The organism is Rhodococcus sp. NPDC060084, from assembly GCF_042730335.1.
Taxonomy (GTDB): domain Bacteria; phylum Actinomycetota; class Actinomycetes; order Mycobacteriales; family Mycobacteriaceae; genus Rhodococcus.
In genome coordinates, this window is sequence record NZ_JBHWWX010000005.1 from 161,109 (window position 1) to 174,008 (window position 12,900).

The following is a 12,900-nucleotide window of genomic DNA, read 5'->3' on the forward strand; positions in this document are numbered from 1 at the left end:
TCCGGCTCCCACCCCACAGCAGAGGGAGCAGACCGTGAGCACTCCACCAGCGGATCCGACCATGACAGCGATCACCGACGCCGTGACTCTGGCTCGCGCGGGACGCGCCTCCGACGCTCGTGTTGCGCTCGAAGAACTGTGGGCCGGGATCGGCCCCGGAGGCGACCCGCTCCATCGCTGCACCCTCGCCCACTATCTGGCCGACCTGTACGACGACGCGGCAGCCTCACTGGAATGGGACATCAGGGCACTGGCCGCCGCCGACGATATGGACGACCGACGCGTCCGAGAACACCACGAGTCCCTCCGCATCCGCGGCTTCTACCCGTCGCTGCACCTCAACCTCGCCGACGACTACCGGCGCCTCGGCGACTTCGACTCGGCCGCCGGTCATCTCGCGGCCGCCCGGGACTGCGCCGATGCCCTCGCCGACGACGGCTACGGAGCGGGTGTCCTAGGCGGAATCGACAACGTGGCCGCAGCGATCGCCGCGAGGACTACGGAGCGCCTGGCGACACACTGAGGGCCGGTCAATCGATGCGGCGCCGGTGTGCCCATCGCGTCAGCGCATTGCGATTGGACTGCTGGGTCTTGCGAAGCACGTTCGACGCGTGGGTTTCGACCGTCTTCACCGAGATCACCAGTTCTTCGGCGATCTCGCGGTAGGTGTAACCGCGGGCGAGCAATCGCAGTACTTCGAGTTCCCGCGGCGTCAGGGAGTCCAACTCGGGATCGAGCGGGGGTTCCGGCGCGGAAGACCTGCCGGTGAACGAGTCGAGCACGAAACCCGCAAGCCGCGGGCTGAATACCGCGTCTCCCCCTGCCACCCGGCGTACCGCGTCGGCAAGGTCGGGTCCCGAGATGGTCTTGGTGACGTATCCGCGCGCGCCGGCACGGATGACGGCGATGACATCTTCGGCTGCGTCCGACACGCTCAGCGCGAGACACACCGGACCGTCGGTGATGCGGTTGAGCACGGCCACTCCGCCACCGTCGGGCATGTGCACGTCGAGGAGCACGACGTCGGGCCGCGAAGTCTCGATACCGGCGACGGCCTCACCGACACCGCCGGCCTCCCCCACGATGTCCATGTCGTGTTCGCGCCCCAGCTCGGTGCGGACACCCGACCGGAACACCGCGTGGTCGTCGACCAGGAAGACGCGGAAACGGCGGACGTGCTCGGAAACCTCGGACGCTGTCACCGGGGTCGAAATCACTGCGTCTGCTCCTCGGGGTGGGGGTCGGTCACCTCCCACTCTAAGGTCGTCTCCTCGCTCTGCTCGCGTCCGGCGCGCGGCATGTGGATGCGAATTTCGGTGCCTTTGCCCGGGTTCGACTTCACCACCGTCCGGCCGCCGCGGCGTTCGATACGGGTGCGGATCGAACGAGCAAGTCCCTGGCGATCTCCGGGCACCGCATCGGGATCGAATCCCACGCCGCGGTCGCGGACGAACACACTGATCTGGTCCGGTTCGACTTCCGCGAACAGATCGACGTTGTCGACCTGCGCGTGCTTGGCAGCGTTGACGAGTGCTTCGCGCGTGGCGCCGAGAACGGCGGTGACGGCTTCGGGCGACATGTCGTCGTCCGGTGCCACGTCGCCGACGATGACGGGCACGACCGACACTCCGTGCTGATCCTCGACCTCGCCCGCGATCGTCCGCAGTGCTTCTGCGAGGGAAGTCCGCGGCGACTCGTCCCCACCGAACAGCCAGCGTCGTAGTTCGCGTTCCTGGCTGCGCGCGAGCCGAAGGACTTCTTGCTGATCGGCAGCCTGCTTCTGGATGAGGGCGAGGGTCTGCAATACGGAATCGTGCAGGTGGGACGCAATTTCTTCGCGCTCCTCGTTCCGGACGCGCGCAGCACGCTCGGATTCGAGCGCCCGCCACATCCGGATCCACAGCGGTACGGACAGCAACGCGGCACCGATCAGGGTCACCACCACCGCCAGGAGCGAGGACCGCAATGCCGCCACGTCGACCTGGGCGAGGACTATCACTCCCAGTCCCGTCACCACGAGCGTGAGACCACCGAGGACGCGGGCCCACGTGAGCACCGTCGGCCTGGCCGGCAGACCGAAGACCGATCTCGGTCCTTCCGCGTCGAATTCTCGCCACACCAGGGCCGCGCCCACCGCGACCACCAGAACCGGCGTGATGACCGAGGCCGCTCCCCCGCTGAAAAGCCACGACAGGCCCACAGCGAGGGCAATTCCCATGACCGCCAGCCCCACCGCGCGGCGACGTTCCCCCGGCTCGGGGCGGGTACTGTCCGATCCCGGCGGCACGAACATCCACAACAATCCGTATGCGACGATGCCGACGCCGCCGAGGGCGGCCAGGATCGTGAACGCGACCCGCACCTTCGTGACGTCGATTCCGAGGTGATCCGCCAGTCCACCGGCGACGCCGCCCACGACACGTCCGCCCACCCGTCGCTCGAGGCGCGGGACGGGGAGGGGTGATCCGGCTACAGGCTGCACATATCGATACTGACACGGTTGCACCCGGTACGGCATCGGGGACGGACCCTGATGTCAGGGTGTTCCGCGGCGCCGGAAATCAGGGTTTCTCCCCGATGTGCCCGATGCTGCTTCACGACAGGATGGTGCCATGACCACGAGGAGCTTCCCCGAGCAACTGTCGGATATGTGGCGCACCCGCCCGGTGCGCCTGCCGGAACAGGGACATGTCGCCGGTGTGTGCACGGGGATCGGAATGCGCTACGGCGTCGACCCGGTGCTCATCCGCGTCGCCTTCACCGTATCGGCGATCTTCGGTGGCGCCGGAATCGTGCTGTACCTGGCAGCGTGGGTGTTGTTCACGCGCCGCGGCGATCAGGTGTCGCCACTCGAATCCCTGATGGGACGGGGGAACAGTTCGGATTCGTCCACCAAGGTGATCGTCATCCTGGTGGCCCTCGCGATCGCGGCGAGCGCTGTAGGCCCGGTCGGAGCCGGCTTCGGAGGTTCCGGATTCATCGGTGCGTTCCTGATGCTCGGCGGCTGGTGGTTGCTGTACCAGCGCCAGCCGGAACCTCCGGTGGGATTCCTCCCGCCGGAAGGAGGATTCACCGCTGACCCGTCCGCATCTCCGGAGCAGCCCTTCCAGCAGGGCATCTTCTCGCACGGAATGTTCATGCACCAGATGTTCACGCGGAACGCGTTCGGGCAGACGACCACCTCGACTCCGCCCCCCAGCGGATTGGCCCCCGGCGACCCGGGCTATCTGACAGGTACGCCGGAGGCGACGGCCGGCACGACGCAGGAGGGAACCACGCCGATGAGCACGCCGTCCGGCACGCCGAACCTTCGTAAGGAACCGGACCCCGGAGCGCCGACGAAGGACTCCTCGCCGGCTGCGCCGGGTCCGCCGGCATGGGATCCCCTCGGCGTCGCGCCGTTCGCGTGGGATCTTCCCGCACCGGCACCTGCCCGTGATCTCGTTCCCACCGGAAAGAGGCGCTCGCGCCTGACCACCACCGTTCTCGGACTTGCGGTGCTCGCTGCGGCAGCCGCAGGAGCGGTCGCCGTGGCCGGCGATGTCGCGTGGATGACACCGGCCCGGGTCGGCGCGATCGCACTCGCGGTCATCGGCGCCGGCATGATCGTGGGTGCGTTCCTGCATCGCGGGCACGGACTGCTGGTCGTCACCGGACCGCTGCTCGGCTTCGTGGTCCTGGCCTCGATCATCGGTCCGATGGATCATTCGAATTGGGGCAATCGCCACTGGGCGCCGACCTCGGCGGCAGAACTCCAGCCCGCCTACGCGTCCCATTTCGGTGAGATGACACTCGATCTGCGAAACCTCGAGCTCACCGAGGACTACACGGTCGACGTCGACGGCAGCTTCGGCAACGTCGAGGTGCTGCTGCCCGAGAATCTCGATGTCCGCACGACGTGTTCGGTCGACGCCGGCGAGATCACGCAATGCCCCGAGCCCGGCCTCGACGGAGGGCGTGACGGCGAAAAGGGGCCGGTCCTGACCTTGGACGCGGCTGTCGACTTCGGAAACCTGGAGGTGCATCGTGGCTGAGTACGACACCGCATTCGATACCGGATCCGCGCAGGAAGGCCGGTGCCGGCGCGGCCCCTCGATCCTGCTCCTGCTCTCCGGCGTCGTCGCGCTTCTGGTCAGCGCGTGGGCACTCGTCGGACCGTTCTCCGTGGATTTCCTCACCACGTTCGACGGGGGATGGATTCTGGTCGGGGTAGCCGTCGTGATCGGTGCCGTGCTGGTGTTCCTGCCGAACAGGCGCTCCAAGTAGACGCGGCACCGACACCGACGCATCCCGGTCTCAGGCTCGAGACCGGGATGCGTCGTCCGGGTCGGAGTGCCGGGGGCGAGTCAGGCGCAGGCGCGCGATGCGGCGACCGTCGAGTTCGGTGACGGTCAACCGGTTTCCGTCGAGAGCGAGGCTTTCGCCCACCTGCGGCAGGTGCTCCAGCCGGTAGAGGACAAAGCCGGCGACCGTGTCGTACGGGCCCTCGGGTAGCGCGATACCGGTCCGCCGAGCGAAGTCCTCGACGTGCAGTAATCCGTCGATGTCTTCGCGCAACGCCGGGCGTCCCGTGCCCGACGCGTCCGGACCGGGCGCACCGTCGACGGGATCGAACTCGTCACCGATCTCGCCGACGATCTCCTCCACGATGTCCTCGACCGTGACGATGCCTGCGGTGCCGCCGTATTCGTCGACGACCAACGCGATCTGCGCATTGCCCCGTCGCATCACCGTCAGAGCGGCAAGAGCCGGCTTCGATCCCGGCAACGCCACAATCGGCCGGCACAGGTCCGCGACCGTGCCGTCGGGCCGATCGATCAGCAGCAGATCGCGCAGATGCACGAATCCGACCACGTGATCGGCAGTGTCGGCGATGACGGGATATCGCGTATGGCCGAGACCGAGGGCGAGTGCCCGGGCGTCGGGAATCGTCGTGTCGGCGCGCAGGAAGTCCACTTCGGTGCGGGGCCGCATCACCTCCCCCAGGTTCCGGGAGCCTACGTCGAACACTTCGGTGAACACGCTGCGTTCGTCCTCGGAAAGCGCCTCGAGACCGACGAGCATGTCGCGCAGTTCCTCGTGGGTGATCTGCTCGTTCTTGATCGACGGGTCGGAACCGAGAAGGCGCACCAGTGCATCGGTGGAGACCGAGAGCAGCCAGATGACCGGTCGCATGATGCTCGCGAATCGGTCGAGGGCGGGTGCCGTGGCCAGCGCCATCCCGGTGGACCGCTGCAACGCGATGCGCTTGGGCACCAACTCACCGAGCACCAATGACAGGTAGGCGATGACCAAGGTGGTGCCGACGAGAGCGACTGCATCGGCGACTGCCGGCCCGAGCCCCCAACCGCGCAGCGTCGGTGCCACATCGGGGGCGAGGGTGGACGCACCGAAGGCGGCGGAGAAGAACCCCGCGACGGTGACGCCGATCTGCACGGCGGACAGGAACCGGTTGGGGTCACGCGCGAGGGCGGCGGTGCGGCGACCACGACCGCCACGCCGGGCCAACTCCCGAAGTTGGCTTTCCCGCAACGACACCAAGGCCATCTCGGTAGCGGCGAACACGCCGCCGACGAGGACGAACAGCAGCACCGCCCCCACGTTGACGAGCGTGCCGCTGGTCATGCCGGAGGCCTGTGGTGATTGCGGCAGGACTGAGATCTCGGGTCGTGGTCCATGTTCCGCGCTCCTCGCCGGTGACGTTTCAGTCTAGGCAGAGGAGACGGCATCACGGAGCAGGTCGAGGGCGCTCGACCTGCTCCCGTGCACTACGACGCCGCAAAGGTCACTCCCACTCGATGGTTCCCGGCGGCTTGCTCGTCACGTCGAGCACGACGCGGTTCACCTCGGCGACCTCGTTCGTGATGCGCGTGGAGATGCGCTCGAGCGTCTCGTACGGCAGTCGCGTCCAGTCCGCGGTCATGGCATCTTCGCTCGAGACCGGGCGCAGGACGATGGGGTGGCCGTAGGTGCGGCCGTCACCCTGCACGCCCACGCTCCGCACGTCGGCGAGCAGCACGACCGGGCACTGCCAGATCTGGCCGTCGAGCCCGGCAGAGGTGAGTTCCTCGCGCGCGATGGAGTCGGCACGACGAAGAATCTCGAGTCGCTCGCGGGTGACCTCGCCGATGATGCGGATACCGAGGCCCGGGCCGGGGAACGGCTGGCGGCCGACGATCTCCTCGGGCAGTCCGAGCTGACGTCCCACGGCGCGCACTTCGTCCTTGAACAGCAGGCGCAGCGGTTCGACGAGTGCGAACTGCAGATCTTCCGGGAGACCACCGACGTTGTGGTGGCTCTTGATGTTGGCGGTGCCGGAGCCGCCACCCGACTCGACCACATCGGGATACAGCGTGCCCTGCACGAGGAACTCGACGGTCTCGCCCTTCTCGGCGCCCTCGCCGAGCACCTCGGACACCGCGCCTTCGAAACTGCGGATGAATTCGCGGCCGATGATCTTGCGCTTGGTCTCGGGGTCGGTGACACCGGAGAGCTCCCGGAGGAAGGTGTCCGAGGCGTCCACGGTGACGAGGCGGGCGCCGGTGGCGGCGACGAAGTCCTTCTCCACCTGCTGACGCTCACCCTCCCGCATCAGGCCGTGGTCGACGAAAACGCAGGTGAGGCGGTCACCGATCGCGCGCTGCACGAGCGCCGCCGCGACTGCCGAGTCCACGCCGCCGGACAGCCCGCAGATCGCGCGTCCGTCTCCGACCTGTGCTCGAACCTGCTCGATGAGGGATTCGGCGATGTTGGCTGCCGTCCAGCTGCCGGGAATGCCCGCGATGTCGTGCAGGAAGCGGCTCAGGACCTGCTGGCCGTGCGGTGAGTGCAGGACCTCGGGGTGGTACTGGACGCCCGCAAGTCGCCGGGCGCGATCCTCGAAGGCGGCAACCGGGGCACCCGCGCTCGTCGCGGTGACCTCGAAGCCCTCGGGAGCTGCGGTGACGCCGTCCCCGTGGCTCATCCATACCGGCTGCGTCGCGGGCAGACCGTCGTGCAGAACTCCGCCGGAGACCTCGAGTTCGGTGCGGCCGTATTCACGGGCACCGGTGTGCCCGACGGTGCCGCCGAGCGCCTGGGCCATCGCCTGGAAGCCGTAGCAGATGCCGAACACCGGGACGCCGAGATCGAACAGCTTCGGGTCGAGTGTGGGCGCGCCGTCTTCGTAGACGCTGGAGGGACCACCGGAGAGCACCACTGCGAGCGGATCCTTCGCTGCGATCTCGTCTACGGCGGTGGTGTGAGGCACGACCTCCGAGTACACGTTCGCCTCACGGACGCGCCGTGCGATCAGCTGCGCGTACTGGGCTCCGAAGTCGACGACGAGGACCGGCCTGGACTGCTGGGTTTGCGACACCAGAACAGTCTAAGCGGCCGCGCCGGGTGCCCCCGACGCGGCCGGACCGGTGGAGGATCAGGCGGCCCCGGTCGAGCCTGTGATCCCGACGATGGGCAGGTGCAGCGCCCCGGGGGCACCCTCGGGGACCACGGGGTTCTTCGGTGCGATCGGCTGCAGCCTGCGGTAGGCCTCGCCCTGGGCAGGCCGCTGGTCCTGCTCGCCCTTGTTGGGCCAGAGCGCCGCGGCACGTTCGGCCTGCGCTGCGATGGTGAGCGAGGGGTTCACCCCGAGGTTCGCCGATACTGCCGCTCCGTCCGCGACACTGAGGGTGGGGTAGCCGTGCACCCGCTGGTACGGGTCGATCACGCCGTGTTCGGGATCGGTTCCGATGACTGCGCCGCCGAGGAAGTGTGCGGTGAGCGGAATGTTGAAGATCTCACCCCACGTACCTCCGGCGACGCCGTCGATCTTCTCCGCGATGCGACGGGTCGCCTCGTTTCCGGCGGGGATCCACGTGGGGTTGGGCTGGCCGTGGCCCTGCTTGCTGGTGACCTTCCGGCTGCCGAAGAGACCCTTCTTCGTGTAGGTGGTGATCGAGTTGTCGAGGTTCTGCATGACGAGGGCGATGATCGTCCGCTCGCTCCAGTTCCGCACCGACAGCATCCGCAGCATCTTGCGCGGATTCTTCGCCACCTGACCGAGGAACTTGATCCAGCGCGGGGTGGGCCCGTCGCCGTCGGTCATCAGGGTCTGCAGCAGCCCCATCGCGTTCGAGCCCTTGCCGTAACGCACGGGCTCGATGTGGGTGTCGGGCGTCGGATGGAACGACGACGTGATCGCGACGCCCTGCGTGATGTCCAGATCGGGATGCACCTCGTACATGCCCGCGCCGACGATCGATTCGGAGTTGGTGCGGGTCAGTTCGCCCACGCGATCGGAGAGCGCGGGCAGCGCACCGGTGTCCTTGAGGTGGTGCAGCAGGTGCTGGGTGCCCCACGTACCGGCGGCGAGCACGACGTGCGAGGCCGTGTAGGTACGGCGGCCCTTGCGCAGCCACGCGCCGGTGCGCTCGGTGATCACGTCCCATGTGCCGTCGCCGGCCTCACGGAGATCGGTGACGGTGGTCAGCGGAATGATCTCGGCTCCTGCGGTTTCCGCGAGCCCGAGATAGTTCTTGACGAGGGTGTTCTTCGCGCCGTGACGGCAACCCGTCATGCACTCGCCACATTCGATGCAGCCGGCGCGATCGGGTCCGGCACCGCCGAAGTACGGGTCGGGCACGGTGCGCCCCGCTTCACCGAAGTACACCCCCACCGGAGTCTTGACGAACGTCTCACCGACGCCCATCTCGTCCGCGACCTCCTTGACGACCTTGTCCGCCGCGGTCATCCGGCTGTACTGCACGACACCGAGCATCCGCTGTGCCTGCTCGTAGAACGGGCTCAGCTCGTCGTGCCAATCGGTGATGCCGGCCCACTGTGCGTCCTCGAAGAACGGAGCCGGGGGCTTGTACAAGGTGTTCGCGTAGTTGAGCGATCCGCCGCCCACCCCGGCGCCCGCGAGAATCAGGCAGTCACGCAGCAAGTGGACGCGCTGGATACCGAAGCATCCGAGCTTGGGTGCCCACAGGAAACGCCGGAGGTCCCAGCTGGTCTTCGCGAAGTCGGCGTCGGCAAAACGACGTCCTGCTTCGAGGATTCCGACCTTGTAGCCCTTCTCCACCAGGCGGAGCGCGGTGACGCTTCCACCGAACCCGGATCCGACGATCAGAACGTCGTAGTCCGTAACCCGCTGCTGCTGACCCATGGCACCTCCACCGAACGGCATTTGTTACCGGTCAGTATGCACACCGAAGATGTGATTACCGGCACGAGGCAACCCTAACCGTTACCGGGAGTTGCACCAAGACCCCGAACAGCGAATACGGCTGTGGCCGAATGCCGCCTTCACGCCGCCGAAGCGACGCGGGGAGCATTCGGCCACAGCCGAGCAGATTCGTGCGGTGCTGCGTCAGGCGCGCACCGACAAGCCCACCTTCTGGAATTCCTTGAGATCCGAGTACCCGGCCTTGGCCATCGAACGGCGCAGACCGCCGACGAGGTTGAGCGAACCGTACGGATCGTCGGACGGCCCGTTCAGGACGCGCGCCAGACTGGGCCGCTCGTCGTACGCGACCTGGAGCACCGCACCGCGAGGCATCGACGGGTGCGCGGCCACCGAGGGCCAGTACCAGCCGTGTCCGGCGGCCTCTGCCGCCACCGCGAGCGGGGCGCCGAGCACCGCGGCGTCGGCACCGCAGGCAATCGCCTTCGCCAGATCGCCGGCGGTCTCGATATCTCCGTCCGCGATCACGTGGACGTACCGGCCACCGGTCTCGTCGAGGTAGTCGCGGCGAGCGGCAGCCGCATCCGCGATCGCCGTCGCCATCGGGATTCCGATCCCGAGCGAAGGACTCGTGGTGGTCGCCTCCGCTGTCGATCCGAAACCGACGATGACGCCCGCGGCACCCGTACGCATCAGGTGCAGGGCCGTCCGATGGTCGCTCACGCCGCCGGCAACCACCGGCACATCGAGCTCGGAGATGAACGTCTTCAGGTTGAGCGGCTCGTCCTCGCCGTGCGCGACGTGCTCGGCGGAGATGATGGTGCCCTGCACGACGAGCAGGTCGATGCCGGCCTTCACGAGCGCGGGAGTGAGGGCGCGCGCGTTCTGCGGACTCACGCGCACCGCGGTGGTGACGCCCTCGTCACGCACCTGTGCGACCGCGGCGGCCAGCAGGTCGGGCTTCAGCGGGGCCGCATGCAGCTCCTGCAGGTACCGGATCGCGGCACTGGGGTCCGGATCGGAGTCGGCGATCTCGGCGAGCCGGGTGATCACCGCGTCGACGTCGGCGTGACGACCCCACAGGCCCTCACCGTTGATGACACCGAGGCCTCCGGCCTTACCCAGCTCCACCGCGAACGACGGCGACACCAGGGCGTCGGTGGGGTGCGCGAGGACGGGAATGTCGAAGCGGTACGCATCGAGCTGCCACGCCGTCGACACCTCCTTCGACGAACGCGTCCGCCGGGACGGAACGATATCGACGTCGTCCAGTTCGTAGGTGCGGCGAGCCGTGCGGCCCATGCCGATTTCAACGAGGTCGCGCACGCGCGCCCCTTTCTCCTGTATTGACGGTGCTCCCGTCACACCTGAGACGGGGCATGCTGCGGACTCGTGGCCCTACCGGGCAGCGTAGTTCGGTGCCTCCGCGGTGATCGTGATGTCGTGCGGATGGCTCTCTTTCAGGCCTGCCGCGGTGATCTGGACGAACTGCGCGTTCTGCAGTTCCTCGATCGTCGACGCCCCTGTGTAGCCCATGGCCGCCCGAAGGCCACCGATGAGCTGGTGCGTGACCTGCTGCAGAGGTCCGCGGAACGGGACACGTCCCTCGATTCCCTCCGGCACGAGCTTGTCCTCGGACAGCACGTCGTCCTGGAAGTAGCGGTCCTTCGAGTACGACTTGGCTTCGCCCCGGCTCTGCATCGCGCCGAGCGAACCCATCCCGCGGTAGCTCTTGAACTGCTTGCCGTTGACGAGGATCAGCTGGCCGGGCGACTCGGTCGTGCCGGCGAGAAGCGAGCCGAGCATCGCAGTGGACGCGCCGGCCGCGAGGGCCTTCGCCACGTCTCCGGAGAACTGCATGCCACCGTCGGCGATCACCGGCACACCGTGTGCCCGTGCCACCGTCGACGCTTCGAGAATCGCGGTGATCTGAGGCGCACCCACACCGGCGACGACACGCGTCGTGCAGATCGAGCCGGGACCGATACCGACCTTGACGGCGTCGACGCCCGCTTCGATGAGCGCCGCCGTTCCCTGCCGGGTCGCGACGTTGCCGCCGATGATCTGCACGCGCTCGCCGACCTCGGCCTTGAGCTTGGCGATCATCGACAACACGTTCGACGAGTGACCGTGCGCGCTGTCCACGACGAAGACGTCGACACCGGCGTCCGCCAGCGTCATGGCACGAGTCCACGCGTCGTCACCGACGCCGACGGCCGCGCCGACGAGCAGACGGCCGTCGCGGTCCTTGGTGGCGTTGGGATGCTGTTCGGTCTTGACGAAGTCCTTGACGGTGATCAGCCCGGTGAGCTTGCCCTGACCGTCGACGATCGGCAGCTTCTCGATCTTGTGACGGCGCAGGAGCCCGAGTGCGGCCTCGGCGGTGACGCCTTCGCGCGCGGTGACGAGAGGCGACTTGGTCATCACCTCGTAGACCGGCCGGTTCTGATCCACCTCGAACCGCATATCGCGGTTCGTGATGATGCCGACGAGCTGGCCTTCGTCGTCGGTGACGGGAAGACCCGAGATGCGGAAGCGCGCACACTTCGCGTCGACCTCGGCGAGCGTGTCGGTCGGCTTGCAGGTCACGGGATCGGTGACCATGCCCGCCTCGGACCGCTTCACGGTCTCGACCTGAGCGGCCTGCACGTCCGCAGGCATATTGCGGTGCAGCACGCCCATACCGCCGACACGGGCCATCGCGATGGCCATGCGCGACTCGGTGACCGTGTCCATGGCGGAGCTCACCAGCGGTGTACGCAGGCGGATGTCGCGGGTCAGCTGACTCGAGGTGTCGACCTTGCTCGGGACGACGTCGGACGCCGCCGGCAGCAGCAGCACGTCGTCGAAGGTCAGTCCCAACATGGCGACCTTCTCGGGGTCGTCACCGCCGGTGTGCACATGCCCTCCGGTACTACTCATGCGGTTCGGACCCTCCGTTGACGATCGATGGGTGCGGACGGCAACCGTCCGGCATCGGAAAATTGTGGTGTGCAGCGATGCCGACCTGCAGAACCGCCGCCTGCGCTTCCCGTTCCGGCACCGCCGGAGCCGGGACTACGCGCACATGTCCATGATATCCGTTGGCCGGAACTGTCCTCGCTCAACCCTGGCACCGTGGCCGTTCCGGTGCGGATTCGACACGGGATGCGGCCGGGTTGCGGCGTGTCCGGGCCGTTCCGCTGGCGCAGAACCCCTCGGGCTGCGTACCGTGGAGTCGTGCGTGATCAGTTGCCCCCCGGGCTTCCCCCGGACCCGTTCGCAGGAGATCCCGACGATCCGTCCGCAGCTTTGGACGCGATCGAGCCGGGTCAGCCACTCGATCCTGCCGAACGCCTCGCGGTGGAAGAAGACCTCGCCGACCTCGCGGTCTACGAGGCATTGCTGGCTCCACGTGGAGTCCGCGGTCTCGTTGTGTGCTGCGAGGATTGCCACCAGGACCACTACCACGACTGGGACATGCTCCGGGCGAACCTGCTGCAGTTGCTTGTCGACGGCACCGTCCGTCCGCACGAGCCTGCGTTCGATCCCGCGCCCGATGCCTACGTGACGTGGGACTACTGCCGCGGATACGCCGACGCCTCGATGAACGACGCGTTGCCGGTGGACCCGTACGGACGAGAGCCCTGACTCCCCCACACTCGACGACAACGAGGGCCCAGCAGCGTCGCTGCTGGGCCCGCGTTTCTGTGTGCAGGTGGTGACCCTCCCCCAAGGGCTGTCTCTTATTCACATAA

The 12,900-nt window shown here is 67.7% G+C and carries 11 protein-coding genes; 4 read left to right on the forward strand and 7 right to left on the reverse strand.

Going from position 1 to position 12,900, the window contains the following annotated elements:
• Positions 1 to 61 precede the first annotated feature (61 nt).
• Positions 62 to 523 (forward strand): hypothetical protein, encoded by a 462-nt coding sequence (locus tag ACFWBU_RS05085; RefSeq protein ID WP_169620009.1) that lies wholly within the window; start codon positions 62 to 64, stop codon positions 521 to 523.
• 7 nt (positions 524 to 530) lie between these two features.
• On the opposite strand, the gene ACFWBU_RS05090 is transcribed toward ACFWBU_RS05085, so the two are convergent.
• Together ACFWBU_RS05090 and ACFWBU_RS05095 are read right to left on the reverse strand one after the other, a co-directional pair.
• Complete coding sequence (locus ACFWBU_RS05090; RefSeq protein WP_169619916.1) at positions 531 to 1,217, reverse strand: response regulator transcription factor; 687 nt, start codon at positions 1,215 to 1,217, stop codon at positions 531 to 533.
• Positions 1,214 to 2,482: an ATP-binding protein gene (locus ACFWBU_RS05095; RefSeq protein WP_296551772.1), complete on the reverse strand. Its 1,269-nt coding sequence runs from the start codon at positions 2,480 to 2,482 to the stop codon at positions 1,214 to 1,216. The genes ACFWBU_RS05090 and ACFWBU_RS05095 overlap by 4 nt, the downstream gene beginning before the upstream one ends.
• A gap of 130 nt (positions 2,483 to 2,612) precedes the next feature.
• Between ACFWBU_RS05095 and ACFWBU_RS05100 the strand changes: the two genes are divergently transcribed.
• Both ACFWBU_RS05100 and ACFWBU_RS05105 read left to right on the forward strand, forming a co-directional pair.
• Positions 2,613 to 4,034, forward strand: coding sequence for a PspC domain-containing protein (locus tag ACFWBU_RS05100; RefSeq protein ID WP_169619918.1), 1,422 nt, complete (start codon positions 2,613 to 2,615; stop codon positions 4,032 to 4,034).
• Positions 4,027 to 4,266 carry a hypothetical protein gene (locus ACFWBU_RS05105; protein WP_169619919.1) on the forward strand — a complete coding sequence of 80 codons (240 nt, stop codon included), beginning with the start codon at positions 4,027 to 4,029 and terminating at the stop codon, positions 4,264 to 4,266. Before ACFWBU_RS05100 ends, ACFWBU_RS05105 begins: the two co-directional genes overlap by 8 nt.
• A gap of 30 nt (positions 4,267 to 4,296) precedes the next feature.
• Here ACFWBU_RS05105 and ACFWBU_RS05110 read toward each other — a convergent pair whose 3' ends face one another.
• From ACFWBU_RS05110 to guaB, 5 genes are all read right to left on the reverse strand, one after another.
• The gene (locus ACFWBU_RS05110) at positions 4,297 to 5,625 is read right to left on the reverse strand and encodes a hemolysin family protein (RefSeq protein ID WP_378527687.1); all 1,329 of its coding nucleotides are present in this window, start codon (positions 5,623 to 5,625) and stop codon (positions 4,297 to 4,299) included.
• Positions 5,626 to 5,785: 160 nt separating this feature from the next.
• Positions 5,786 to 7,357 (reverse strand): glutamine-hydrolyzing GMP synthase, encoded by a 1,572-nt coding sequence (gene guaA, locus ACFWBU_RS05115; protein ID WP_169619921.1) that lies wholly within the window; start codon positions 7,355 to 7,357, stop codon positions 5,786 to 5,788.
• 57 nt (positions 7,358 to 7,414) lie between these two features.
• A complete protein-coding gene (locus ACFWBU_RS05120) occupies positions 7,415 to 9,145 on the reverse strand; it encodes a GMC oxidoreductase (protein ID WP_296551770.1) in 1,731 nt (576 codons plus the stop codon).
• 204 nt (positions 9,146 to 9,349) lie between these two features.
• Positions 9,350 to 10,489, reverse strand: coding sequence for a GuaB3 family IMP dehydrogenase-related protein (locus ACFWBU_RS05125; RefSeq protein WP_169651634.1), 1,140 nt, complete (start codon positions 10,487 to 10,489; stop codon positions 9,350 to 9,352).
• A 72-nt stretch (positions 10,490 to 10,561) separates the two neighbouring features.
• Positions 10,562 to 12,085, reverse strand: coding sequence for an IMP dehydrogenase (gene guaB, locus ACFWBU_RS05130; RefSeq protein ID WP_169619924.1), 1,524 nt, complete (start codon positions 12,083 to 12,085; stop codon positions 10,562 to 10,564).
• Between the two features lie 297 nt (positions 12,086 to 12,382).
• On the opposite strand from guaB, the gene ACFWBU_RS05135 reads away from it, so the two are divergent.
• Positions 12,383 to 12,793, forward strand: coding sequence for a DUF5319 domain-containing protein (locus ACFWBU_RS05135; protein WP_169619925.1), 411 nt, complete (start codon positions 12,383 to 12,385; stop codon positions 12,791 to 12,793).
• Positions 12,794 to 12,900 lie beyond the last annotated feature (107 nt).

Excerpts from the sequence above, each read along its gene's own strand:
- ACFWBU_RS05085 (WP_169620009.1), top strand. The coding sequence starts at position 62 with ATGACAGCGATCACCGACGCCGTGACTCTGGCTCGCGCGGGACGCGCC.
- ACFWBU_RS05100 (WP_169619918.1), top strand. The coding sequence starts at position 2,613 with ATGACCACGAGGAGCTTCCCCGAGCAACTGTCGGATATGTGGCGCACC.
- ACFWBU_RS05110 (WP_378527687.1), bottom strand. The coding sequence starts at position 5,625 with ATGACCAGCGGCACGCTCGTCAACGTGGGGGCGGTGCTGCTGTTCGTC.
- ACFWBU_RS05120 (WP_296551770.1), bottom strand. The coding sequence starts at position 9,145 with ATGGGTCAGCAGCAGCGGGTTACGGACTACGACGTTCTGATCGTCGGA.
- guaB (WP_169619924.1), bottom strand. The coding sequence starts at position 12,085 with ATGAGTAGTACCGGAGGGCATGTGCACACCGGCGGTGACGACCCCGAG.